This is a genomic window from Streptomyces canus 299MFChir4.1 (genome assembly GCF_000383615.1).
GTDB lineage: Bacteria > Actinomycetota > Actinomycetes > Streptomycetales > Streptomycetaceae > Streptomyces > Streptomyces canus_C.
In genome coordinates this window covers 1-25546 of sequence record NZ_KB911625.1, presented here as the reverse complement: position 1 = coordinate 25546, position 25546 = coordinate 1, and the positions used below count along the sequence as shown (strand labels likewise).

Sequence of the window (25546 nt, the reverse complement as noted above, 5' to 3'; positions counted from 1 at the left end):
TGTGCAGCCTCGCTTCCGGCCGTCAGTGTGTTCCGCTCACGCAGGTGGGGCAACCCGGCAGGCGCTCACCGTGGTGAAGAGACCTCTTGTAGCGGGCCTGCTCCTCGACGGGAGCAGGAAGTTCCGCGGTCAGTATCGGCCGCTCCGGAAGCGCGTCGCGGTTTACCAGTTCCCCATCCTTGATGACGGTGTGGATGCTCTGGTAGTTCTTGGCGCCCTGCAATGGATCCTCGTCGAGGACGACCATGTCGGCGATCTTGCCGACTTCGAGTGTTCCAAGATCGTCGTCGACCTTGTAGGCCTTGGCGATGTTGCGGGTCGCCGCACGCAGCAGGTCGATGGGCGACATCCCCTTTTCTTCCATGGCTCGCAGCCAGACGAAGTGACCTGTCGCCAGCCGGCCCAGGGCTTCTTCCTCGGGCAGTCCGTTCCAGGTGCCCTTGATCAGCGGCTCCTGCATGACTTCCGGAGCGAAGATTCCTCCGTCATTGGCGAGGAGTATCATCGCGCCGGCGTCGATGAGATTGCGGGCGTTGGCGTCCGATGCCTTCCACATCGTCCATTCATGGTCCGAGATGGATTCTTTGAGGTGGGACAGACCGTGATCGGTCAGGGGGAAGACGACGGCGCCGCAATCTCCCTGCGCCAGCATTTCGAGGGTTTCGCGCGGGATCTCGACAGGTCCCGTCATGTTGCAATGCTGTACGAGGTCGCAACCCGCCTCGATCGACATTCGCAGGCCCTCGACCGAAGAAGTGTGCGATTGTACGGTCAGCCCAGCGCGATGGGCTTCCTCGACGATGGCGCGCTGCGTTCGCTCCGAAAACTGAATGAAGGCGCCGGCGGAGATACCGCCATGTTCGTTCGACGCGTACTTGACGAAGTCGATTCCCAGCTCGATGTACTTGCGGACCTCCTCTCCAACGGCTTCCGGTGTAAGCCACATCAAGTGCCGGCCGGTGTTTTCGACCCACGTCGCGTTGATGCGGTCGACGAAGTGAGAGGTGCCGATCCCTGGGATCCTTGAGTCGAAGTCTCCGGAGAACGGTCCGTCGAATCCGATGATGTTTCCGGCGCAGCGAATACGGCTGCCCACAAGCTCGCCCTGGTCGATCCTGTCGCGGACCGACATCAGAGCACGCCGGGGGCCCCATGTGTCGAACACCGTCGTCATTCCGACCTTGAGCGCGACTTGAGCGGCTTCGGCGATCAGATCCTCGAAGCGCCCCTCGTACCTGACGAGTGTCTCGAAGAGAGCGTTGATGAGAAGATGCACATTGGCATTCATCAATCCAGGGATGATGAACTTTCCGCTGAAATCGACCGTTTCGGTGTCCGGCGGGACCGAAAGCTCATCCGGTCGGCCGATGGCCACGATGCGGCCGTTCTCTATCAGAATCGACCGACCAGCAATACCCGTGTCGGAGACGCCGTCGATGACAGTCGCGCCGGTCAACAGAAGTGACATGGTATCCCTTTCATGATCACGCGCCGTTCCGGTGGGACGCAGCACGTCGTTGAAGTTCACCGATCAGACGTCCGTGCAATGGATCGGCGTGTCACTGCATTGTGCGGGGATGGAGACTTTCGGCCACGCGTGTATTCGCTGGCCGATCACGGCGCACGTCAAGGGTCGGATCGGCAACCGGTTCGCCATTTCGGGAGGCCGACGGTACTGAATGGTCTTGTCCCACGTCCGCCTCTCGGCCGCATCGCGTCGAGAATCGGCGGGCTGCGGTGACCCGGTGCCCGGTACGCAGAGAGGGCAACGATGCCCTCACGCGTTGCCCGGCATGAGCGAGTGCCAGAGCGCCGCCAGCCTGAGCGGCATCCGGGCCGAGTAGGTCGACGAGCCGCACGGCGCACCCCATACCGGCTTGCTCTCCCCGCAGGCAGGATGTCCAAGACCGATGCCACCCGCGGTGCTCCGCCGGCAAGTCGCTCACCGAGCCCATCACGGAACCCACCTTCTCTACGCGTCGGACGCGATCAGCGCCACACGTTCTGTGCTACGCGGAGGAAATTCTCTCCGAGGATTCCCCGGATGGCCTCGGCTGGATAGGAACGACTTGCCAATGCCGCCGCGATCGCGGGCAACCGTTCCGGCTCGATGAAGTCAATGCGATCCCACGCCCCGTAACTCGGCGGGAAGAGGTCGGGGTTCTGGGCCAGCTCAGCGTTGAGATCTTCGGCCTCGAAACAGAAGTCGAGGCCGAGCCCGACATGCTCCCAACCCACCAGATCGACGGCGTGGTCAATGTGGCGGACGAGCGCTTCGGTGCTGGTGTCGTTGTCGCCCAGGAAGATTCCGACGCCGTTGATGCCGATAACGCCCCCGGTCTCAGCGCACGCCTGAATCTGGTCGTCCCACACGTTGCGCTGATGGTCATGGATCGCGCGCGTCGCCGAGTGGGACAGCACCACCGGCTCCGTGGATGCGGCGAAGATGTCCATCGATGTGCGGTAGGAACAGTGGGTCGCGTCGACCACCATGCCCACGCGGTTCATCTCCGCCACCACGTCTCTGCCGAAGTCGGTCAGGCCGCCGTCAGAGTCGTCGTGACAGCCCGAACCAGCCGCGTTCTGCTGGTTGTAGGTCAGCAGCATGGTCCGGACACCGAGGTCGTAGTAGGTCTGTACGGTGTCGATGCGCCCCCCCAGCGGACGCGTGTCCTCAAGATCGAACGCAACCGCGAGACGGCCGGTGGCTTTGGCCTGACGTACGTCATCGGCCGAGTTCGCCATGACGTAACGGTCAGGGTTCGTGAGCACGTGACGGCGGAACGCGGACAGCACCTTGATCGTGTCGGCGATCTCGTGGGGCGCGTAGCCCACGTTCACCGAGACGAATGAGGCGCCGGCTTCGGCGTAACGCCACAGCTCGTCGACGCGGGTGTCAGGGTCGAGCGGAAGGCAGCAATGCTGCTCCCACACCAGCGCCTGGGCGTACTCGGCCGCGAAGGCGAGCTGCGTCGTCGTGTGCTCCTGTTTCATGGATCTCCCAGAACCGATAGGCGGGTCTCGGCCGAATGCTAGGACTACGCGGGACGGCGGGCGAGCGTCAGCTGTCGTACAGCTGAGGACAGCCGATCGACAAGTGTCGTGATGGGCCACGAGGCGCGAGGCCCTGCCGGCTGCGTGGAACACAGCCCCCTCGGAGGCGGCGGGCAAGTCTCGCAACGAGTTGAAGCCGAACACCGCGGGCGTCCCCGCTCTTCCCTGTCGCTGCGGCCGTCCGAGCACCGGGGCTCGGACGATCGAGGCGCTCTGTTCCACTGGCCGCGTCAGTCATCTTGTTCAGCCTCGGCTTCCCGACGGGCGCGCGTCGTGGGGGCGCTGTCCGCACACTGCCCTGGGCTCGGATCTGCCGCGGGTCCTGATGCGGTCCGCCGAATGTACTTCCTGGCTCCGAGCCGTCGGATCAGTTCTTTGGGGCCATGTGTCGCATAGTGGTCACCACGAGACCAGGAGACGATTGAGGCCGCGGGTCGCATGACCGGTCTTCCAGCCCAGGGCGTGTATGTCTTCGGCCAGAGAAACAGCCGGCAAACGGGTGAGCACCCCTCGAACCGCTTCGGTCAGTTGGATCTTTGCGAGGTGCGATCCCAAGCAGCGATGCACCCCGTGCCCGAAGGTGAGATGCATGGGCCGGAATGACTTTTGTGTTTCGACCTCGGGAAGACCATAATTTGCGCCCAAGACGTCCACGATGACTGCTTCTCCCGGCTCGATGGTCATTCCGGCCATTTCAACGGATTCTGTCGCCATTCGCGCGAAAGTCGTGGTGACCGCGGGATTGGTGCGCAACGCGTCTTCGACGAAGTCCGGAATGAGCGACGGCTTGTTCCGTAGCGCGTCAGTCTTCTCAGGTTGGCTCAGTAGATCAAGGATGGTCAGTGAAATCTGGTCCACGGTGGTTTCATAGCCTGCCATGAGGATGGCGAGACAGAGTGTCACCATGGCCCGGTTGGTCAGTTTTCCATCGTTGTCGCATGCCTCAATCAGTACGCTGATCAGATCTGTGCCGCGCTTCTTTTCTCGCCTCTTCCGGGCGATCAGGCCCATCATGTAGCGGATCAGGCTCAAGGTCCGGTCTTCGCCGTCACCCGGCGCGCCGGTCAGGTCGAACAAGACCGCGACATGTCCCGCGAAATAATCTCTGTCTTCTAATGGTATTCCCATGACATGGCATATGACGTGTATGGGGAGGGGTACGGCCAGTCCGGATACGAGGTCGCCCTGCGGACCTCGACTCGCCACGTCGTCCAACAGCTCTGTGACGAGGGTTTCGACGAAAGGCTGCAGTTCTGCGATCCGTGCGTGTGTGAACGTTCCGGCGACGAGTCTGCGAAGTTCCGCATGTTCCTGGCCGTCCATACTGATGATGGATTCCGGGGAGGGATCGGTGATGCCCATTTTGGCACCGTTTGGACCAGCTGCCAGGGATCTACTGAAACGCTTGTCGGAGAGTATCTGGCGCGCGAGGTGATAATCGCTGACCACCCACATGCCCACGCCGCTGGGGGCCTTTGCCCATTGCATTTTGACATCGTCGGGCAGGGGTGGCGGATTCAGAAAGTCTGGTAGCGGTCCCCAAGAAGGACAGAAGCCACTGCGTTCGACGGTCTTGTCCACCGTGCCCCTTGGTAATTTTTCGCTTCCATACCGGACGTAAGGCTTGCAGAGCACCTTTGCGGTTTGTCCCCTGTTCCCAGGCAGCAGGAACTTTCGTCATGCGACGATTGAATTCAGGCCCGCCTGTGCACAAATCATTCACGGCGCATGGTTAGCCTAATCCGGTAACTTCACCGCGTCAAGACCGAACGTTCTGCCTCGTAGGTTCGACGGCTTTGGCGATTGACGTCATGCGGTTTGGGCCCGTGCCGCGGCCAGGGCCCGGTTGACGGTCTTCTCGGTGAGGTTGCGTTACTGCAGGGGGCTGCGTTTGATGCCCGTGGTCACCCTGGGGCCGCCGCCCTGGTTGGCGACATCGGCCAGGACGGGGACACCTTGGCGCTCGCAGATGCGGATGATCCGGTGGGCGCGGGCAGCGGTCAGGTCGTGAGTTCGGTCCGGCAGCGCGGGTGAGAGCCACAGCAGCCGGCCCGTCCGTCGCCGACGTGGTCGCACTCGGTGAGCGTGCCGTCCAGCGGGACGAAGTACGCATCGCCTCGCGCAGGACCTTCAGCAAACCCGGTGCATGTACGGCGAGCAGTTGGATGACCGCGCTGGTATAGGCGTAGGCGGTGGACTCACTGATCCCGAACCCGGCAGCGATCTACGCCAGGGTGGTGTGCTCGCGCAGGTACACCAGTGCCACCATCGCGCGTTGCGACGGGCGGAGCTTGCAGCGCCGGGTCGCCCTCAAGGGTGATGATGAGCATGGTCACCCACTTCACGAGCGCATGGGGCAGGTCGAGGCCGGCAGGATGGATTGCCAACGAGGCCCCCACGCATGGTGGTTGAGACGTCAGACATCTCGATCAACAGCTCGGGGGCCTCGCTCGTCGCGTTCGTAGGCCGTCACCTGATCGGGGGCCAGCTCGAAGAAGGTCTGTGAACATCGGTGCGCTCTTGCCGGCCCAAGCAGAAGCGGGTTGATCGCCCGACGGTGGGCAAGGGGAAGCGTCCATCGTCGGGCGTGGCGCTGAGCTGGGCACGAGTCCCGGCTTTCTTGTGCCGTGTCTCGACGGGGTCGATGTGCGGGCGGCTCTTCACCAGTGCCGACCGGCGCGCCCCAAGATCCCGATCTGCATCGGGAGCCTCAGACGGAGCCCGACCGGTCCTTTGTGATGAAACTGGTGACGTCAGGATGTGTGCGGTTCAGTAGTACAAGCGAATCCACGTAGTTCTCCAGCTTGATGGCGATCTTCATCTCACTGAGATGCATCGGAGCGCCGCGGCGGTGCACATCTTCCGTGTGTGCCATGAGGAGGAAGGGCGGACAGCCCAGCGAATCCGAAGCAGCCATCTCCTTCAACTTCGTGCAGACATCGCCCACTTGCTCATGGCTGCTCAACGTGCCGACATCTTCGCTCGTGCTCAGGAGTTGCAGGCGGTCGATGACGACCAGGTGATGCCGGGCACCGTCGCCCATTCCGCCGTGCAGCCGCTCCTTGATCGACTCGGGAGTAAGCCGCGAGTCGCGGTACACGGTCAAGCCGGGCACGGGGTTACGAGGAGGGAGGTCAGGTGCGAACATCACAACGCGCAGGCCCTGTGCGGCATTGTGTACGGCGATGTCGTATCCCATCTGCCTCTCGGGGCTTTGGGTGCGAACGCCGAGGCAGAGAAGTTGACTCGGGGCAAGTGGCATCACTGCGTCCAGGCCCGGCCAGGGCGTGTGCGCTCGAACATCCTCCGGCTCTGAAGGGCGGTCGGCGGGCCAGTACCTGAGTTGAGTGCCGCCCAGTGTTCTTGAGGCAGACATGGGGGCCGACGGGTCTTTCCAGTGCCTCAGTAGTGCATTGACGGCCGGATCACTGGGATCGCATCGGACACTGGTTTGCGTATGTTCCGGAGAAGTGAGCAGATCGCCGGCGGCGGGATGTGCAAGCTGTTCTCTGCACGGGACGTCGTGAACAGGATACGGACCCCACACCCAGTGATCAGAGCCGTCCTTGATCACTCCGGCGATCTTGATCATGCCGGCGCTGTCGGGCGACAAGGGATTCAGGCAGACGGCACAGTCGTAGCGCACAGCGGTCCTCGTGTGGAGGTTGTCAACATGGCATCCCAAGTCGACGCCGCCTGCAGTGACGCCGGAATCGTGTCAGATCTACGCAGGCGTATGTCCGGCATTCCTTGAGTGTTGCGAGTTCACAACCGACCACAGCCCTTGCCACCCGCCCCGCGCTTCGTCGTGCCGTACTACTGCTTGGAGTTGGCCTCTGTCATGACACACGGACGCCGTCGGCCAAGTACCCATCAGATGCGAGAAGTCACGTTTCGGCCCGGACCACGGGCCTGGTCGGCGGCGGGGGAGCACGCCGATCCAGACCCGTGGAGTATGGGCCGCAATCCCGCTTCGGCCAGCCCGCAGAGGAGTGCGTCAGAGGTACAGAACGTTCACCCTCACAAGAATTCTGCCTCACGCACCGCTCATCGTCAATACCGAACGTTCTGCTCCAGCGGCAGGTGGTGGCCGCTGAGGCGCGGGCCGAGGCCGCGGAAGCCCAGGCGGCCGAACTCGCGGTGGCCAACGAGCGGTTGACCGCCCGGGTGGCGGACCAACGCACGCTGGTGCGGCGGGGAGCTTGCAGTGGCGGTCACTCTCGCGGGTGACGATCAGCATGGTGACCACCCGGCCGGCGCATGAGGCAGGTCAATGCGGCAGGATAGTGAACCAACCAGGCTTCTGTGCCGATGAGTTGAAACGTCGAACACCTCCCTCAACGGCACGGGAGCCTCGTGTGTTGCGGACGCCTACGCCGTACCCCGATCGGTGATCACGCTGAAAAGGCTCAGTGCCTACGGCACGAAGCATGGCCTTCGCGGAGGCGGGAGTTAAGGCCGAAGTCCTGCGGGCGCGCAGTGGAGCATCAATGACATGCGCTCGTGGAGAAGCCTGCGGCCTGGGCGGGTGTGTACCGTCCAGGCCGCAGGTGATCTGCGATGAGCCGTTCACTACACCGTTTGTTCTTGGGCGGCCGGCGCCACGGGCTCGTAGTCGGGTACGGCGTCTTCCCGCTGGGTGTTCTGCTCGGCGTCTTTCCCGGCGTCCCTCTTGGCCTCCGAACGGTCCACGACGGCGGACGCCAGCGCGTTCCCTACGACGTTCACCGCGGTACGCGCCATGTCGACGATGAAGTCGACGCCGACCAGGAGTGCGATCCCCTCGGCCGGGATGCCGATCGTCTTGCCCGCGGCGAGGAGCACCACGATGGAGGCCGATGTGACGCCCGCCATCCCCTTGGACAGCACTACCAGGACACCGACCATGAGCAGCAGGGACGGGATCGAGGTGTCCATGCCGTAGGCGTGGGCGAGATACACCAGGGCGGTGGCCTGGTAGAGCACGGACCCGTCGGTGTTGAACGAGTAGCCGAGGGGGACGACGAAAGAAGCCGTCGAGCGGCTGATGCCGAAGGCTTCGAGCTTGCCCATCAGCGGTGCCAGCACCGCTTCGGAGCTGCGCGTGACGAAGGCGATACCGACGAGTCCGCCGATCGCCTTGAGCAGGTCCACGTACCGGATGTGGTAGATCAGCGCGATGACCGGGAAGATCACGCCGAGGACGACGGCCAGACCTGCGTAGACCACGGCAATGAAGCCGACCAGGCTCTTGAGGTTGCCGAATCCGTAGTGCGCCACGTCGTAGCTGATGAAGCCGAGAACGCCCAGGGGAGCGACGCGGAGGACATAGCCGACAACCTTGAACATGGCTGCCGAGACGGACTCCAGGACCGATGCGAAGGGTGCGGACTTCCCGCCGATGGCCGCCATCCCGACACCGAGGAAGAGCGCGAAGACGATCGCGGCGAGCAGGTTGCCCTCGGTGAACGCGGCGAAGACGTTCTTCGGGACGGCGTGGAGGATGAGCTCGTGGAAGTCGATGCCCTTGTCCAGGGTTTCCAGGCTCTTCGTGTCACCGTCGGCGACCGGGGCGCCCCTGCCGATGCCGGTGATCTCGGCCAGCGTCACCGCGACCAGAAGGACCACCGTGGTGACGACCTCGAAGTAGAGGATGGCCTTACCCGCGATCCGGCCCACCTTCTTCACCGATTCCATGCGGGCGATGCCCAGCACAATCAGCGGGAAGACCAGGGGCAGTACGACCATTTGCACCAGGTTCAGGAAGACGTCCCCGAGGAGCTTCAGTTGCTCGCCGACGGACGGCGCGAGCGCTCCGATCAGCGCGCCGAGTCCGACAGCGAGTGCCGACTGCAGTCCGAGTGGCAGTCGCCACCAGCGCTTTGCGCGCGCTGGCGGGGCCTTCACGCTGTGATCGACCTCGAGGGGGTTGTCGTGAGCAGGATTCTTCATGAGTGGAACTCCAATGGGGTGTGCGCTTCACGTACAGACAGGTGGTCCTGAGGCCGGCCACGGAAAGATGTCCATAACCAGCCACAAGGGAGTTGGGGTATGGCCCGCAGCGTGTGCTTCGCGCGCTGCGTCCCTGCCGCCTGGCACCCGGCTCGGTGCCCCGCTGCCCGGTGGTGGGCTTCCGACGCTGTCCCGCAGTGCGACTGACCAGCGTCGCCGCGGCGGAGCTCAGCTGATATGCGCTGCCTGGGCAGCGTTGTGGACCGCGTCCTGGACGGCTCCGGCGACCGCGCGGGCGACCTTGTCGTTGAAGACGCTGGGGATGATGTAGTTCGCGTTCAGCTCGTCGTCCAGGACGACGTCCGCGAGCGCACCGGCGGCGGCCAGCATCATCTCGGTGTCGACGGTGCGGGACTGTGCGTCCAGCAGGCCGCGGAAGACGCCGGGGAAGACCAGCACGTTGTTGATCTGGTTCGGGAAGTCCGAACGCCCGGTGGCCACGACTGCGGCGGTCTGGCGGGCGATCGCCGGGTCGATCTCGGGGTCGGGGTTGGCGAGTGCGAAAACGATCGCGTCCTCGGCCATCCGCGCCACGTCCGTGCCGTGCAGCACGTTCGGGGCCGAGACACCGATGAAGACATCCGCGCCGGTCACGGCCTCCTTGAGGGTGCCGGTGACGCCCTCGGGGTTGGTGTTGTCGGCGATCCAGCGCAGCGGCGAGTCGGGGTCGGCGGAGACCAGGTCCTCGCGGCCCGCGTGCACGACCCCGTGGATGTCGGCGACCACGACGTGCTTGACGCCGGCGGCGTTCAGCAGCTTGAGGATGGCGGTGCCGGCCGCGCCCGCGCCGGACATCACCACGCGCACGCTGTAGATGGACTTGCCGACCACGCGCAGGGCGTTGGTGAGGGCGGCCAGGACGACGATGGCGGTGCCGTGCTGGTCGTCGTGGAAGACCGGGATGTCCAGGGCCTCGCGCAGCCGTGCCTCGATCTCGAAGCAGCGGGGGGCGGAGATGTCCTCGAGGTTGATGCCCGCGAAGCCGGGGGCGATCGCCTTGACGGTCTCGACGATGGCGTCGCTGTCCTGGGTGTCCAGGCAGATCGGCCAGGCGTCGATGCCGGCGAAGCGCTTGAACAGGGCCGCCTTGCCCTCCATCACGGGCAGCGCGGCTTTGGGGCCGATGTTGCCCAGGCCCAGGACGGCGGAGCCGTCGGTGACCACCACGACGCTGTTGCGCTTGATGGTCAGGCGGCGGGCGTCGTCGGGGTTCTCGGCGATGGCCTGGCAGACGCGGGCAACGCCGGGGGTGTAGACCATGGAGAGGTCGTCACGGTTGCGGATGGGGTGCTTCGACGCCATCTCGATCTTGCCCCCCAGGTGCATCAGGAAGGTCCGGTCGGAGACGTTGCCCATCGACACACCCTCGATGCCGCGCAGCTTCTCGACGATCTCGTCGGCGTGTGCGGTGGAGGTCGCGGCGATGGTGACATCGATCCGGAGTTTTTCGTGACCGGACGCGGTCACGTCGAGGCCTGTGACGGACCCTCCGGAGGACTCCACGGTCGTGGTGAGCTGGCTGACGGCGGTGCCGCTCGCGGGAACTTCCAGCCGCACCGTCATCGAATACGAGACACTTGGCGCCGTTGCCATGTCTACATTCCTCCACTGGGCTTATCGGGTCCGTCAGTTCGGGCTCGGCTCGTAACCGGCATCAAGTGGTTGTCCCGGCGAGACTTGTTCCCGTACCGGCGACCTGGGCCGGGCGGAGCAGAGCAGCGAGCCGGTCGGCCGGGAGCAGGCCTTTCTCCAGGACGAGTTCGGCGACGCCGCGGCCGGTGGCGAGGGCTTCCTTGGCGATGTCGGTGGCGGCCGTGTAGCCGATGTGCGGGTTGAGGGCGGTGACCAGGCCGATGGAGTTCTCGACGGTCGCGCGCAGCGTCTCGGTGTTGGCGGTGATGCCGGCCACGCAGCGCTCGGCCAGAGTGCGGCAGGCGGCACTCAGGTGGGTGATGCTCTCCGACAGGGAGTGCAGGATGATCGGTTCGAAGGCGTTGAGCTGGAGCTGTCCGGCCTCGGCGGCCATGGTGATGGTGACGTCGTTGCCGATCACCTCGAAGGCGACCTGGTTGACGACCTCCGGGATCACCGGGTTGACCTTGCCGGGCATGATCGACGAACCGGCCTGCACGGGCGGCAGGTTGATCTCCGCGAGCCCGGCGCGCGGGCCGGAGGAGAGCAGCCGCAGGTCGTTGCAGCTCTTGGAGAGCTTGACGGCGATGCGCTTGAGCACACCGGAGAGGTGGACGAACGCGCCGCAGTCCTGGGTGGCCTCGACGAGGTTGGCCGCGGTCACCAGCGGCAGGCCGGTGATGGCGGAGAGGTGGCCGCGGGCGGCCTCGGCGTAGCCGACGGGGGCGTTGAGGCCGGTGCCGATCGCGGTCGCACCGAGATTGATCTCGTGCACGAGCAGCACGGCTTCGGCGAGCCGGCTGCGGTCCTCCTCCAACATGACCGCGTACGTGGAGAACTCCTGACCCAGCGTCATGGGAACCGCGTCCTGGAGCTGGGTGCGGCCCATCTTCAGAACGTCGCGGAACTCCTCCGCCTTGGCGGCGAAGGCGTCGTGCAGCACGGCCATCGCGTCGTGCAGCCCGTGCACGGCGCTGATCGTGGCGACCTTGACGGCGGTCGGGTAGACGTCATTGGTCGACTGCCCCAGGTTGACGTCCTCGTTGGGGTGCAGGAAGGAGTACTGCCCCTTCTCGTGGCCCAGCAGCTCCAACGCCCGGTTGGCGATCACCTCGTTGGCGTTCATGTTGGTGGAGGTGCCGGCACCGCCCTGGATCACATCGACGACGAACTGGTCGTGCAGGCCGCCCTTCCGGATCTCCCCACAAGCAGCGGCGATGGCGTCGGCCTTCTCCGGAGCCAGAAGCCCGAGGTCCTCATTGGCGCGGGCCGCCGCTTCTTTGACCGCCGCGAGGGCGTTGATCAGCTGTGGGTACGCTGAGATCGCCGTACCGGTGATGGGGAAGTTCTCCCGGGCACGCAGGGTGTGGATGCCCCAGTACGCGTCGACGGGCACGTCCCGGTCGCCGAGCAGGTCGTGCTCGCGGCGATGGTCGGCAGACATGGGCACAGCAGTTTCCTTAAGGGGTGGGGAAAGCGCGGGGATTCGGGCGGCGGGGCGCGTGGCGTGAGCGTGTCGGTGGCGTGGGAGGCGGACAGGCTTCAACTCATGCGGTCGACAGCGGTCGTTGCCGGTGGCTTCACGGGGACCACTGTGGAGCGTCGCTACCGTGAAGTCCATCGCTGTTTTCTCGGATCGCCTGTGAAGCTCTGCTTCACAGGCTCTCTCTTCTGGTGTACTGCCTGACGTGATCGATCCCCGTAGGCTCCGAGTGCTGCGAGCTCTGGCCGAGCACGGCACCGTCACCGCCGCTGCCCACGCTCTCTATCTGTCCCCGTCGGCGGCCTCACAGCAGCTCGCCGCGCTCGAAGCGGAAGTCGGGCATCTACTGCTGGAACGGCGTGGGCGCTCCGTCCGGCTGACTCCCGCGGGTGCCGTGCTGGCCACTCACGCGACGAAGATCGCCGCGCAGTTGGAGGAGGCGGAGGCCGATATGGCCTCCTGCTCGGCGGGCCTGGCCGGCGAGGTGGCGATAGCCGCGTTCGCGAGTGCGATCACCGAAGTGGTGGCCCCGGCTGTGGCGGCACTGCGGGACCGCGCGCCGCAGGTGCGCATCCGAGTGAAGGACGCGGAGGGGCGAGCGAGTCAGCGACTTCTCATCGATGGCGCAGTCGACATCGCCGTATCGGTGGAGCAATGGGACACCCCTGGGCAGAGCAGAGAACAGCTGCTGCGTGAGCCGTTGTACGGGGAACCGTTCGATGTCGTACTGCCGTCCGATCACCCGCTGGCGGACGCTCCAGAGGTCGGGCTGGCCGACTTGCGCAACGATCCGTGGATCACGCCGTGGCCCGGCAACCCGGTACATGACGTCGTCATGCGCGCCTGCGAAGAGGTCGGTTTCCAACCTCGGGTCGAGTGCCTGGCCGACGACTCCCGGGCGGTGTGTGCCCTCGTATCCGCCGGCGCGGGTGTGGCGCTGGTGCCTCGTTCGGCGCTCCACGGCATCGCTATCGGGGGTGCCGCCACACGCCCGGTCGGCGGCTTTCGTCCCCAGCGGCGGGTATACACCGCCGTCCGGAGCGGCAGCGAGCAGCACCCACTGCTGCGGCTGGTGCTGCGCGAACTACAGGACCGGGCCGCCGCTCTCGGCTCCTGAGTGGGCGGTGTCGATCTCGAAGTTGGGTAATGGGCCTGGTGTGCTTGGGGTTCGGTGCTCGTGCTGGTGGTCGCTGACGCGGGCCCACGATGCCGTGCGCGGCGAGGTGGCGGGCCATAGACCCGCGCCACGCGCGAAGAAGTCCTCGCCCGCGTCGCGAAGCACGATAGACCGGGCCGAACGCTTGAGGAGGGATGGGCACGACCGGGCAGTCGGCCGTGAAACGGGGTCGGCGAACTCCGCGGCGACCGCGGTTCACGCATGCCGTCGGGAAGCCGGCGGCCGAGTCGCTGTCCGCGGCGACCGCGTCGAGTCGTTCGAGTACCTGGGCGGTCCGCAGGGTGATCACCTCGTGTGCTGACTCGTCCTTGCCGCCCCGGTAGTGGAAGGTGAAGGATCCCCCCGGGGGGTCCCGGTCGCGTTCACGATGTCGCTGATCGCGGCGGCGCCGTAGCCCTGTTCCCGTTGCGGTCCCGGGGGTCTGTGCGCTGCCCCCTGTGCACCCTCCTCGACCTGATCAAGACGGTACCGGGACGTACGTGTGAACCATGTATTCGCTGGAGCGAACGGCCCTCGTCCTCATCGACGCCACCAACGACTTCATCTCCGAGAACGGCAAGGGGGGCCCGGGCCTGCGCGTGGTCTGCGAGGCGGTCGGCACCGTGCCGAACATGAAACGCGTCCTCGACGTGGCACGAGAGGCCGGCATCGCAGTGCTGCACGCCACGATGGAGACCGACCCGTGGGCACCTGGGGCGTCCGATTGCACACGGATTTCCCGCCGATCGACGGGGAGGTGGTCGTCACGGTGCACAAGACGTTCGACGCCTTCCACGGCACGGACATGGACATCCAGCCGCGACGCCGTGGAGAAGGGGTACGAGGTCACCTTCGTCTCGGACGCGGTGGCCACGTTCACCATGGAAATGCAGCATGCCACCGTCGCACTCGACTGGCCGTGACTGTTCCCAGGGCCTTCTGAGGGCGATCGCGGCTTCCCGCGATCCGCGGGGAGACCCTGACGTGGTCGTGGGCGGCCGGTCCCGGCGCCGACAACCCGCTCCTCGGCCCCGTGTGCGGGCGGAATCGGGCCCCGGGAGGACAGCCGGGCACGGGACATCCCGTGCCCGGCTCTGTGGCCGGTGGCACCTGCTGCCGGCGGTGGATGAGAGAGCGCGGCAGTCACCAGCCGGGCGTCCCCTCCGTTAAGAAGGGGGCAACCGGCTTCGCTTGTCGATCAGGCCATGTCGGCGGGCCGGTGGTCCGCTCAGAGGGTGGGGTCGCCGGCGGGAATGCCGATGACGGTGCGGCCGGCCACCTCGTACTGGGGCGCCGACAGGACGGCGTGCTGCGCCGCGACGAGACCGTCGCGGAACAGCTTGCCCAACCGGCTCGACTCGAACACGGCGCTCGAACTGCCCAGCTCGTACATGGAGGTGAGCGCGCCGCGCGCGGTCTCACCCGCGTGGGACAACGCGCCCCGCACGGCACCGCGCTGTGCCTCCGTAGCGACACGTCCTTCCGCGGCGGCGGCGTCCAGTTCGCCGAGCGTGGTCAGCAGCAACGCCCGTGCGGCGTCGACGCGGGCGCTGGCTCGGCCGACGGCGGCCTGGATGCGTGGTTGCTGCGCGAGCGGCAGGCCGTCCGGCCCGGTCTTCGTGCGCGACAGGGCCGCCATCTCGTCGATCGCGGCCCGGGCGATGCCCAGCACCACCGCCGCGCCTCCCGAGGTGATCTGGTTGGTCACCGGCAGGCGGTAGAGCGGGCGGTCGATGCGGGCCTCCGCATCGGGCCCGACCATCCTGTCGCGGGTCACCGGCACATCCTGGGCGGCCACGGTGTTGCTGTTGGTGCCCCGCATACCGGTCGCGTGCCAGGTGTCCCGCACCGTCACCGAGTCACGGGGTACCAGGCAGAAGCGCCACTCCGGGCCGGTCTCGGTCATACGCGGCTGCCCGTCTTCCAGGATGATCGCCAGCAGCCCCAGCCACTGCGCCGCGTCAACCCCGCTGACGAGTTTCCACTCGCCGGAGAGCCGGTATCCGCCGTCGTCCGGCACCAGGAAGCCGGGCTGACTCGAATGCGCGATCATCGGGTCCGGCCCGTCGGCCCAGATCTCTTCGACGATGGTCTCGCCGAGGAACGCCGCGGCGAAGCCGGCGTTCAGGTTCCACACGATCCAGGCCGTCGGGCCGTCGATCCGGGCCAGCCTCTCGATCACGGCCACGGACCGGGCCAGCGGCAGCTCGAACCCACCGAGCTCACGCGGAGCATTGAGACGAAACGCTCCGTGAGTGCGCAGGTGGTCGAGGAGTTCGTCAGGAAGCCTGCGGAGTTCGTCGGCCTCGTCGCGGTACTTCTCTATCACCGGGCGGAGCACCTCGGGCAGGTCCTCAGGCTCTTCGGCCGGCCGGGAGTAGGTAGGCATTTCTTCGATCTCCGAACAGGGGATGGACCGGATCAGCCGGGGCGCCGTCCCTGTGGACGGCACGGCTGCCGGATGCGTGATCCCCCCTCAGATGCGGGGGGGCACAGGAAAGTTCGGAGATCCGTCTGTGTCGTGGGTCACGCCGCACGGGCGTGTTCCGGTAGCTCCCGACGCGTGTGGAAGAGCCGGGCCCGCTCCACCCAGCCCGACCGCAGATGCAGGACCCACGCACCCCCGGGTGGACAGTGGAATGGATCCTCGGGCGGACTCTGCAGCGTGAACTCCCAGACAGCGAGATCGCGGCCGGCGACGACGTTGGTCAAGTGGTGCCGCACTCCGTCGGCCACGTCCTGCTCAAGCCCACGGGCCAGCACGTCGTACCCTTCGGCCCGCAGGCCACCGGCTCCGGACAGCGCGACGGTCGGCAGCCAGCTGGCGGACAGCGCGGACAGGGACTCGCCGCGCCGCGCAGCTCCCAGTAACTCCTCGGCCTGGCGGCTGCGTTCCACGGTGACGGCCCGAACATCGCCGTGCGCGGTGTCGGCCGTTGCGAGGAGGGCCCGTGTCAGCTTGGCGCGTGCCTCGCTCAACCGGCTCCGCACGGTCCCGACCGGCACTCCGCACGCCGCGGCGATGTCCTGGTACGCCGTCACGCCGCTGAAGTAGCGAAGCATCAGCACCAGGCGCAGCGGGGGTGACAACGTTTCCAGGGCGTCCCAGACCCAGTCCCGCGTGCCCTGTCCCTCCAGCAACTCCTGAGGATCCGATTCGGCGGAACGGAGCGACGCCGCGAGCCCGTCGTCCACCGTCAGGTGGACCGGCGCCCTGCACTGCATGCGGCATGCGTTGCGGACCACCGCGCGCAGCCAGGGACCCACTGACTCGGGATCACGCAGACTGCCGATCCGGCGCAGAGCGATCATGCAGGTTTCCTGCACGGCGTCCTCGGCGTCTGGACCATGGCCGAGCAATCCGATGGCGACCGAGAGGAGCATCGGGCGGTGCCGGGCCAGGAGGGTTCCGAGGGCGCTCACATCCCCTGTCTGTGCGGTGTGCACCAGGTCTGCATCGGGCGGGCCGACGGCACGGGACAATGCCATGCCCGCCATGCTAACAACGACGTGTCAGTGTCCCGGGGCCAGTGCACCGGCCCCGGCGGGAGGCGCCGTACACGGTCCGCCCCCTCGGCCTGGACGGCCGCCGCAGATGACAGGTTCGTGCGCATGGCCCCTTGCTCTCTCGGATCATCGCGGGCCAACTGCCCGGTCGCTTCGTCCGGCAGGATCCGGAGATCACCGAGTTCCTCACCACCGCACTGATTGCGGCCCGGTCACACACACTGGTCGTGCCCCGGCGTGAGGTCGACCGGTGGACCGATGCCGACGGGGTCCTGCTCGGGCATTGCGTCGAGGTCGCCCAGGCCATCGGACAGGTGTGCAGCGGGTTTGGGGCGCCCTGCGACCGGGCTGGTCATTGCGGGCCCCGAGGTATCGCATCTGCCCATCCACGTGTCTTGGGCGGGGGTGGACGCCGTCGGTTGGGGGTTCATGACCGGCCGGAAAGCGCGTCAGGCGGAGCCCGCCTTACCGGCAGTTGGTAGATCGTTCAAGTACTTACTTTTCCGCACCCGGAGTGGTCGGATGCAGTCGATCACTGACTGCTGGAGGAAATGTGTTGTTCCCCTATGCCCGAAGAGCGGCAACGACCATGGCTGTGGCCTTAGTTGTCGCCTCGGTCGCTCCCGCGACAGCTCGCGAGGCCGGCCCCTCGCTCCACGCGTACGGCGCCCCCGTCGAGCGAAATGCCGTACAGCGCGCGCCGGTCACGGTGACGTTGATCACAGGTGACAAAGTGACGGCCCGTCAGGCGCCGGGCGGAGCGGTGTCCGTGGACGACATCGTGCGGGTGCCGGGGGCACGCGGGTCGGTACGGATCGCCGTGGAGCGCGGTGACACCTTCGTCTACCCCGACGCCGCCATGCCCTATGTCGCGACCGGCCTCCTCGACAAACAGCTGTTCAACGTCAGCCAGTTGATAGCGCAGGGCTACGACGACGCTCGTGCGGACGCCCTGCCCCTGATCATCACCCGCTCCCCGGAGACGTCCGCCGCCCGGAGCGGTGACCCTGGAGAAGGGCCGCGGTCCGCTGCCCCACTGCCGGGAGCGAGGACGACCCTCCGCCTTCCGTCCGTCCACAGTGAGGCCGTCGAAGCCAGGCGCTCGAAGACCTCCGCCTTCTGGTCCGCTCTGACGGGCGCGGACGGCGAGGACACGTCACGGCGGGACAGGAGCGGCACGAGTTCGTACGCCGGGACGAGGCCGTCCTTCGTCGCGGGCATTGACAAGGTGTGGCTCGACGGCAAGGTCCAGGCGGACCTCGCCGACACGACGGCGCAGATCGGCGTCCCTAAGGCGCGCGAGGCGGGGGGCACCGGAGCGGGCGTCCGCGTCGCGGTACTGGACTCCGGGGCGGACACCACGCACCCGGATCTGGCCGACCGCATCGTCGCCTCACGCAGTTTCGTGGCGGGTGAGGACGTCACGGACCGCAACGGACACGGAACCCACACCGCCTCCACCGTGGCCGGAACAGGAGCCGCCTCCGACGGGCAGGAAGCGGGTGTCGCCCCGGGCGCCGACCTGATCGTGGGCAAGGTCCTCGGCGACAGCGGATCCGGTCCGATCTCGGGGATCATCGCCGGCATGGAGTGGGCGGCGCGGACCGAGCACGCCAAGGTGATCAACATGAGCCTGGGCACAGCGGTGTGGCACACCCAGGACGACCCCATGAGCCGGGCCGTCAACCAGCTCAGTGCCGAGACCGGCGCACTGTTCGTCATCGCCGCGGGCAACGGCGGCAACAGCCCCTACGGCGTCAGCGCCCCGGGAACCGCGGACGCCGCTCTCACCGTCGGCGCGGTCGACGCCTCCGACCACCTCGCGAACTTCTCCAGCGCCGGGCCGCGAATGGGCGACGACGCCCTCAAGCCCGACCTCACCGCCCCCGGTGTGGACGTACTGGCCGCGCGTTCGCAGCAGATGAGCTCGGGGGAGGGCTATTACCGCTGGGACAGCGGTACCTCGATGGCGGCGCCGCACGTCGCCGGCGCGGCGGCGCTCCTGGCCCAGAAGCATCCGACGTGGACGGGACAGCGCATCAAGGACGCCCTGATGAGCACCAGCGTCCGCACCCCCGCCCACAGCCCCTACCAGGCCGGTACCGGCCGGCTGGACGTGGGGGCCGCGTACCTGGAGGACCAGGTGGTCGCGAGCGGCTCCGTGGACGCTGGGCTCGTCCCCTGGTCACGGGACGGGAAGCCGAGGACGGTCGAGCGGCCGATCACCTACACCAACACCACCGACCGACCCGTCACCCTGGACCTCACGCTGGACCGTGGAGAGACCCCCGCGGGAGTGTTCACCCTGGCGGCTGACCGCGTCACGGTACCGGCGCGCGGAACCTCGACCGTGGCGCTCTTCGTCGACCCGCGGCACCGGGCGCCCGGTCAGTACGCCGCCCAGGTCACCGCCCGCTTCGCAACCGGCGCCGTGCACACCGCGGTGGGCGTGTCCGTCGAGTCCGAGAAGCACACGCTGACCGTCCATCTGAAGGACCGGTCGGGCAAACCCGTCAGCGGCGAGGTCGAGATCACCGGAGCCGACGGGCGGACCACCGTCATGTGGGTCCAGGACGGCACCCTCATCAGCCGCTGGACGCCCGGCTCGTACACCGTCGTCTCCGCCCTGGATGTGGAAGGCCGCAACGGCCCGGACTCGCTCGGCTACGCAGTGCTCACCGTGCCCGAGCTCGACCTCACGTCGGACAGGAGCGTCGAGCTGGACGGCTCACGGATGCGCCAGGTCAAGGTGGAGACACCCCGGCCCACGTCCGTCGCCCACAGCAGGATCGACGTCTTCCGCTCCTTCACCTCCGACCGGCCCACACCGGCGGACGAGCACGCACTGCACCAGACCTTCATGCCCTCGACCGCGTACGACAGCATCTGGGCCCTTCCGAGCAAGGGCAAGGCGACCAAGGGCAGCTTCGTCTTCACCACCCGGATCCGCGCCAAGCAGACCCCGCTGAAGATCACCTACGGCCGCCACGACCTCGACGACACACTGCTGGTGCAGCCCGGATCCGCTCCGTTCCGCGACGGCAGCACCCGCTGGGACGCGGTCTACGCCGGTGACGGCGCACCCGCCGACTACGCCGGCCTGTCCGTCCGGGGCCGGGCCGTGATCGTCCGCAGAAGCGACAGCGTGACCCCGGCGGAACAGGCTGCGGCCGCCGCAGCGGCGTCGGCGGCCGCGCTCCTGGTGGTCGGCGACGGGTACGGCCGCGCGAGCGACTGGTACGGCGGCCCCGACGGGACGACGAACGGCCCCGTACCGGTCGCCTCGGTCACCCGGGACGACGGCGAGGAGCTGATCAGGACGATCAGGACCGCCGGGAAGAAGCGGACCAAGCTGACGGTCGAAGCCCATCCCGCCCCGGAGTACCTGTACGACCTGGCCGACTACCACCAGGGAGGAGTCCCCGCAGACCCGTCCGCCGCGACGGACCCGGGCAGCCTGGCCCGTATCGACAACACCTTCGCCCCACCGGCCGGCAAGCAGATCTACGAAAGCCGTGAGGACAGCCCCGCGTACGAGCACTGGCCGGCTGCCTTCCCCTACGCCGTGTTCGGAGTAACGCGCGTCGCCCCGTTCCCGAGTGAGCCGGTCCCCGCGGGGCACCGCACCGACTGGGTGTCCGCCGGAAACGGTGTCACATGGCAGCAGTACGGGTCGATCGACGGCTGGGACACCTTCACCGACATCACGGGTTACCGGCCGCGCAGCACGCAGAGCGAACACTGGTTCGGCCCCATCACACGGCCCCGCATGGTCAGCTTCGAGGTTCCGCACCGCGTCGGCAACGCCATGGGCGGGCAGGTCGCGGGGTTCGGCGACGGAGGTTCCGCCCACAGCGGCGACACCCGGTGGATGTCCCGGAGCTTCGCGCTCTACCAGGGGGACAAGCTGCTGACACAGAACGGGCCGCGGCCCGACTTCGGGGTGGGCGACCTGGCCCCGCAGCGGCTCCCGTATCGACTCGTCGCCACCACGAAGGGGAACACCGAGCTCACCCCGTACTCCACCTCCACGCGCACCGAATGGAGCTTCCTGTCCGGAGAAGCCGACAACCAGGCCATTCCGCTGGCCCAGCTCGACTACGAAACGGAGCTGAACCTGGCCGGGCGGGCCGGACACTCGTCGGTTCTCGGGGTGAAGCCCGTCGTCGTGGGCAGTGACGCCGCCGCGGACGCCGTCGCCTCGCTCACGTTGGAGGTGTCCTACGACGACGGCGTGTCCTGGCGGCCGCAGGCTCTGACGAAGACCGACGGCACCTGGCGGACGCGGCTCCACGCGCCCGCCCGCGCCGAGTACGTGTCCATCCGCGTCGTCGCCGAGCAGCGCAACGGCGGCGGGGTCAGCCAGACCGTCACCCGGGCCTTCGGGCTCGTATAGCCGCGCGAGCGGCCGGAGTCCTTCGAAGCACCGGGCTCCGGCCGCTCCCGGCCGACGCCCACCCCTGCACCGCGCTGCGGTCTAGCATCTCTTGCAACGAGCAAGGAGGCTCGCATGGGTAGGCACGACATCCACGCTGACGCGAAGCGCGTGTTCGAGACGATCACGGCCGGCGGCGCGGCGATCCTTCCCGGTGACATCGGATACGGGGCCTGCGCGAGCTCGTCGGAGGCCCTGCGGCGGCTGTTCGTAGCGAAGCGCCGCGCGCCGCACAAGCGTCACGCGATGGTCGGTACCTACGAGCTGCACCGTGAGGTGCACGAACTCGGCAGCCGGGAGCAGGAGATCGTCGATGCGATCACCATCGACGCGGGTCTGCCGCTCGCTGTCATCGCGCCCTTCCACGCGGATCATCCGGTCGTGGCCGCGGTCGAGTCCGAGACACTGGCCGCCAGCACCGTCGGTGACACGCTCGCGATGCTGGTGAACGGCGGCCGCTTCCAGGAGGTGGTGGTCGGCCTCACCCACCGGGCGGGGATTCCGCTGCTCGGTTCGTCGGCCAACCTCACCGGTACCGGCACCAAGTTCCGGGTGGCGGACATCCAGCAGCCGATTCTCGACGCGGTGGACCTCGTCATCGACCACGGGCTGTGCAAGTACCACCACTATCGGCGTTCCTCGACCATGATCGACTTCAGTGCGATGGAGGTCATTCGTATCGGTACGTGTTACGAACTCATCAGCGACATCATGGCCACCCAGTTCGGCGTCCGGCTGCCCGCCGACCCGGGACGCGACGTCCTGCCGTCCGGCCACCTCCGCGAGCAGGCAACCGTGAACTGAGCGGAGCCCGCGGCCCCTTGGGGCCGCGGATCGTGACCTCGACCACCGGACGCCCGTCAGCCCTCAGCAGCCTGACGGAAGTCCGGTCTGTGGGCGGTGCCTTCGCGTGTCCTGGACATCGCTCGGCCCGTCAGGCCTGCTTTGGGTGTGCGGTGCGGTGCGGTGCGGTGCCCGCGCGGTCGTTCGCCCGGCTGCAACTCTGCCCGACGGGTCGCTGCGCGGAGGCGGAAGGCACGGTCCAGCTGCCCTCGCACGCAGTCTCCGCCTCTTCGTTACGGGCGGTGGTCTCGAGGGCGGGCGGGACGCGGGACGGCCGTTCTCGCGGACGCGAGCAGTCTGTGCGTGGGGCAGCGCACACCTGCTGCAACACCCCGTCGGCGCATGATGGCGAAGCCTGTCAGCGCTGGAAGTCCGGGAGTCCGGAGAGCCGTCTGGAGAACCCTCCCGGCCATCTCCGCCACACCGATGGTCTGAAGGTGCCCGGTCGATAGAGTGCCTGGACCTTCCCGCGGAACGAGAGACGGCCCAACTATGCGGAACGAGAGACGGCCCAACTATGCTGTCGGCCAGACGATTTGCATTCTGGTTTGGACCACCGGCGAGTGCGTGTAGCGTACGCTACTTACACTTGCCGGTGCGCGATCTAGCAGTCCGACGCGGATCCGGCTCGCCTCGCCGGACCGTCCAGCCGTGCGCGAAGGGCGGAGGCCGGGGGAGGCGCCCGGTGTACGAGGGGACAGGCTGACGGAGGAAGGGCAGGGGACGTGACAGAACCGCTGGAAAAGCGCGTGGAGAAGGCGATGGCCGAACTCCAGGCTGCCCAGGCAGCGATGGAGCGTACCGAGCGTGAGCTGAGACAGGTGTCGTTCGCCGTTGTGTCCTCCGACCGGGCCGTGCGGGCCACGGTGGGTCCCCAGGGTGAGGTGACCTCACTCGACTTCCTGGACACCAAGTACCGGGACATGTCGCCCCAGGAGCTGGCAGCCAGTGTCCTCGAAGCGATCAACGCGGCCCGTGTGAAGGTGAACCGGCACGTCATGAAGGCATTGACACCGTTCACTCAACCCAGCGACAGCATGCCCGAGTTGGAGGGCTTTGATGTGGACTGGGGAAACATCTTCGGCCCCGAAGTGCTGGAGGACGACGGCGACGACGCGAACGAGGCCGAGAACAAGCCTGGTTGGCGGGATGCCCTGGAGGAGGACTGACGGTGAGTGATACATACCGTTTCGACCCCCAACTCGTTCAGGCCATGACGGATCAGCTCAAAGGCGCGCAAAAGCAGCTTCGGGCCACGAGTGAGCAGTACCGTGCCGGCGTCGCCGAAACGTTCGACTGGCCTGGCACCGTAGGTGACATCGCACAGCAGGGCAGGAAGAACGAGCAGCAGGAGCGCCAGTACACCATCAACACCACGCTGGCGATCGAACAGATGGTGAACGCCCTCATCGACGCGACCCTCGGCATGATCGCCATGGTGAAGGACACGCGCGATCACAACCTTGAAGAAATCGCTAAGACCGGCAACCGCTTCGATACTGACGGTTTCCGCGGCGATAGCGGTACCTCGGGATCTGGGCGGCGCGGCGGTTGATCGGGAATACGGGACGTCATCGGCTGCTTCCGCGTTGCGGCGGAGGCGGCTGTGTCGTCATGTCCGTATGTGTCAGGGGGTGATGGTCGATGGCTTTTATGTCGGGTAACCCTCTGGATAATCTCCCGCAGTGGGTGCGTAATCTTTTCTTTGCCTTGATAGGCGAGTTGTTTCCTGATGCTAATTCAGAGAAAGCGTTTTACGATCGTCTGAATTATGTGACGGCGCGGCTGGATCAGGATGCGTTGCGTAGTGTGCTGGCCAAGGTGAGCGATGATATAGTCAAGGCTTTGCCGGATGAGGTGGCCAGGGCTTATCGGCGGGCGGTGGGTCCGCTCATCGGTGAGGGCGGCCAGAATATTCTGCGTGATTTTGCTCGTGCTCTGGATGGTATTGCGGAGAATCGCCGTAAGGCATCCATGAATATTGTGAAGATGCAGTGGGATCTCGTTGCGGAGCTTGTCCGGCTCGCGGCTGAGATTGCTTTTCTGACGGTGCTCTCATATTTCACGGGTGGTCTGTCGGCGAGTCAGATTTTTCTGGCGAAGCTGCGTTCGCGTCTTGTGCTCCTTCTGACGCTGAATCGTCTGCTGAAGACTCTGCATATCTCGCCGTCGCTGACCGAGGCGATCGATGAGATTCTTCAGGAAATTGCGGTGCAGTTGGCGTTGATGCAGTTCGGTCCGTCCGGGCGCCGGCCGAAGGGGCTTGACGGCAAGGATATTTATCTCTCTGGCTTGACCGGTTTCCTGGCGGGTGGGCTCACCAGTCTTGTGGGGGCCTTTGGCAAGAATGTTGTTGATGGTTACAAGCTGAATTTTTTGAAGGATGGTCTTGATTTCAAGCCCGGTCCGGGTGGTGGGCCGGGTGGCGTGGGTCATCTGACCGGGGGGCCGCATCACAGGCCGGGTCCTGATGGCAGTCCGGGGCCGGATGTGAATCGGCTTCCTGGTGGGAAGTCGGGTGGTGGTCATGGGCTGGGCGGGGGCCCGCATCCGCATTCTGGCGGTCCGGGGCGTTTTCCGGATTCTTATCATTTCCGGATCAGCCCGAATGCGTGGCGTCATGGCGGGGTGGGGCAGTCCAACACGGGCCGGCCGTGGGCGTTGGGGGGTTATTACGGGCTGAAGGGTACGGACGAGTTCCTTGCGGCGGGTGTGGGTGAGACGGCTGCGGAGGTACTCATCAATGGCGCTTTCTATGGGGACTGGTCGTGGAACTGGACGACGTTCCTGGGTGCGGGTCTGAGTGCTGCTCCTGAGGCGGTGTTCAGCGGTGCCGGTGTGAATGGTGGTGCGGGGCTGCGTCGTGTGGTCGACAGGCTCACCGGCGGGTTCCGGGGCCCCTCGGGCGGTGGGCCGGTCACCGAGGCGGGGAAGGGCAGCGACGCCGGCCAGGGCACCGACGCGGACACGGTCAAGGGCGTGGGCAAGGGCTCGGACGCGGGCGTGGATGTCGACATGCTTGCTGATCCTCCGCCGCCGTATGTTCCGGGTGGGCTGCTGCCCGTGACGGAAAGTGGGCTGTCCTCGTCGCTGGTGTCGCCGCCTCCGCTGGTGTCGCCGTTGCCGTTGTCGTCGGTGCCGGACGGGTGGGCGGTGGCCGGTGGTGAGGGTGAGTTGTGGGGGCGTTTGCTGGGTGGGTCTGCGGAGGTGCGGGAGCGGCTTCTGGTTGATCTTGCGGCGTTGCGGGGTTCGGCGGGTCCGGGGCCGGTTGAGGTGGGGGTGCGTGAGCATCTGCATGAGCGCTTGACGGGCGGGCCTGATGGCGGGCTTGTGGGGTCTGGGGTGCGGGTGGTGCCGGTGGGTGAGGGCCCGTCGGTGCTGGGTGATGCCGAGCAGGTCCGCCGGGCGCTGGACGGGCTGGGTGTCCCGGTCGTGGTGGACACGC

The 25546-nt window shown here is 66.8% G+C and carries 16 protein-coding genes and 2 pseudogenes; 8 read left to right on the top strand and 10 right to left on the bottom strand.

Features of this window, described 5'->3' with window-relative positions; translation table 11 throughout:
* Positions 1-22: 22 nt before the first annotated feature.
* The 8 genes and pseudogenes from H293_RS0142980 to aspA all read right to left on the bottom strand — a co-directional run bounded on the left by H293_RS0142980 (position 23) and on the right by aspA (position 12121).
* Positions 23-1528: an amidohydrolase family protein gene (locus H293_RS0142980; protein ID WP_158694528.1), complete on the bottom strand. Its 1506-nt coding sequence runs from the start codon at positions 1526-1528 to the stop codon at positions 23-25.
* 461 nt (positions 1529-1989) lie between these two features.
* A complete protein-coding gene (locus tag H293_RS0142975) occupies positions 1990-2994 on the bottom strand; it encodes a dipeptidase (RefSeq protein ID WP_020123952.1) in 1005 nt (334 codons plus the stop codon).
* A gap of 459 nt (positions 2995-3453) precedes the next feature.
* Positions 3454-4635 (bottom strand): cytochrome P450, encoded by a 1182-nt coding sequence (locus H293_RS57905; RefSeq protein WP_033416404.1) that lies wholly within the window; start codon positions 4633-4635, stop codon positions 3454-3456.
* A 294-nt stretch (positions 4636-4929) separates the two neighbouring features.
* Positions 4930-5441: pseudogene (locus tag H293_RS56035) on the bottom strand (helix-turn-helix domain-containing protein); the annotation flags it as partial.
* Positions 5442-5764: 323 nt separating this feature from the next.
* Positions 5765-6646, bottom strand: a complete 882-nt coding sequence (locus tag H293_RS57900) for a hypothetical protein (RefSeq protein WP_158694527.1) — start codon at positions 6644-6646, stop codon at positions 5765-5767.
* 980 nt (positions 6647-7626) lie between these two features.
* Positions 7627-8985 carry a dicarboxylate/amino acid:cation symporter gene (locus H293_RS0142955; protein WP_020123947.1) on the bottom strand — a complete coding sequence of 453 codons (1359 nt, stop codon included), beginning with the start codon at positions 8983-8985 and terminating at the stop codon, positions 7627-7629.
* A gap of 228 nt (positions 8986-9213) precedes the next feature.
* Positions 9214-10638, bottom strand: a complete 1425-nt coding sequence (locus tag H293_RS0142950) for an NAD-dependent malic enzyme (RefSeq protein ID WP_028808705.1) — start codon at positions 10636-10638, stop codon at positions 9214-9216.
* Positions 10639-10699: 61 nt separating this feature from the next.
* The gene (aspA, locus tag H293_RS0142945) at positions 10700-12121 is read right to left on the bottom strand and encodes an aspartate ammonia-lyase (protein WP_020123945.1); all 1422 of its coding nucleotides are present in this window, start codon (positions 12119-12121) and stop codon (positions 10700-10702) included.
* Between the two features lie 244 nt (positions 12122-12365).
* Between aspA and H293_RS0142940 the strand changes: the two genes are divergently transcribed.
* Together H293_RS0142940 and H293_RS0142935 are read left to right on the top strand one after the other, a co-directional pair.
* Positions 12366-13277: a LysR family transcriptional regulator gene (locus H293_RS0142940; protein WP_028808704.1), complete on the top strand. Its 912-nt coding sequence runs from the start codon at positions 12366-12368 to the stop codon at positions 13275-13277.
* Between the two features lie 548 nt (positions 13278-13825).
* The gene (locus tag H293_RS0142935) at positions 13826-14239 is read left to right on the top strand and encodes an isochorismatase family protein (RefSeq protein WP_028808703.1); all 414 of its coding nucleotides are present in this window, start codon (positions 13826-13828) and stop codon (positions 14237-14239) included.
* Between the two features lie 305 nt (positions 14240-14544).
* Here the strand turns inward: H293_RS0142935 and H293_RS51390 are convergent, their stop codons facing one another.
* Complete coding sequence (locus tag H293_RS51390; protein WP_020123943.1) at positions 14545-15705, bottom strand: acyl-CoA dehydrogenase family protein; 1161 nt, start codon at positions 15703-15705, stop codon at positions 14545-14547.
* A gap of 137 nt (positions 15706-15842) precedes the next feature.
* Positions 15843-16805, bottom strand: coding sequence for an RNA polymerase sigma factor (locus H293_RS0142925; protein ID WP_028808702.1), 963 nt, complete (start codon positions 16803-16805; stop codon positions 15843-15845).
* Between the two features lie 131 nt (positions 16806-16936).
* Between H293_RS0142925 and H293_RS61820 the strand changes: the two genes are divergently transcribed.
* From H293_RS61820 to H293_RS58750, 6 genes and pseudogenes are all read left to right on the top strand, one after another.
* On the top strand, positions 16937-17305 hold the full coding sequence (locus H293_RS61820; protein WP_397896257.1) for an HIT family protein: 369 nt from the start codon (positions 16937-16939) through the stop codon (positions 17303-17305).
* 107 nt (positions 17306-17412) lie between these two features.
* Positions 17413-21219 (top strand): S8 family serine peptidase, encoded by a 3807-nt coding sequence (locus H293_RS0142920; protein WP_078612860.1) that lies wholly within the window; start codon positions 17413-17415, stop codon positions 21217-21219.
* Positions 21220-21333: 114 nt separating this feature from the next.
* The gene (locus tag H293_RS0142915) at positions 21334-22062 is read left to right on the top strand and encodes a Sua5/YciO/YrdC/YwlC family protein (protein ID WP_020123940.1); all 729 of its coding nucleotides are present in this window, start codon (positions 21334-21336) and stop codon (positions 22060-22062) included.
* Positions 22063-22826: 764 nt separating this feature from the next.
* Complete coding sequence (locus H293_RS0142910) at positions 22827-23270, top strand: YbaB/EbfC family nucleoid-associated protein (RefSeq protein WP_020123939.1); 444 nt, start codon at positions 22827-22829, stop codon at positions 23268-23270.
* A 2-nt stretch (positions 23271-23272) separates the two neighbouring features.
* Positions 23273-23656, top strand: coding sequence for a hypothetical protein (locus tag H293_RS0142905; protein WP_020123938.1), 384 nt, complete (start codon positions 23273-23275; stop codon positions 23654-23656).
* Between the two features lie 134 nt (positions 23657-23790).
* A pseudogene (locus H293_RS58750) lies at positions 23791-25546 on the top strand (hypothetical protein); the annotation flags it as partial.

Coding starts and splice junctions, on each gene's coding strand:
- H293_RS0142975 (WP_020123952.1), bottom strand. CDS start 2,994: ATGAAACAGGAGCACACGACGACGCAGCTCGCCTTCGCGGCCGAGTAC.
- H293_RS57900 (WP_158694527.1), bottom strand. CDS start 6,646: ATGATCAAGATCGCCGGAGTGATCAAGGACGGCTCTGATCACTGGGTG.
- H293_RS0142955 (WP_020123947.1), bottom strand. CDS start 8,985: ATGAAGAATCCTGCTCACGACAACCCCCTCGAGGTCGATCACAGCGTG.
- H293_RS0142950 (WP_028808705.1), bottom strand. CDS start 10,638: ATGGCAACGGCGCCAAGTGTCTCGTATTCGATGACGGTGCGGCTGGAA.
- aspA (WP_020123945.1), bottom strand. CDS start 12,121: ATGTCTGCCGACCATCGCCGCGAGCACGACCTGCTCGGCGACCGGGAC.
- H293_RS0142935 (WP_028808703.1), top strand. CDS start 13,826: ATGTATTCGCTGGAGCGAACGGCCCTCGTCCTCATCGACGCCACCAAC.
- H293_RS51390 (WP_020123943.1), bottom strand. CDS start 15,705: ATGCCTACCTACTCCCGGCCGGCCGAAGAGCCTGAGGACCTGCCCGAG.
- H293_RS0142925 (WP_028808702.1), bottom strand. CDS start 16,805: ATGGCATTGTCCCGTGCCGTCGGCCCGCCCGATGCAGACCTGGTGCAC.
- H293_RS0142920 (WP_078612860.1), top strand. CDS start 17,413: ATGGCTGTGGCCTTAGTTGTCGCCTCGGTCGCTCCCGCGACAGCTCGC.
- H293_RS0142915 (WP_020123940.1), top strand. CDS start 21,334: ATGGGTAGGCACGACATCCACGCTGACGCGAAGCGCGTGTTCGAGACG.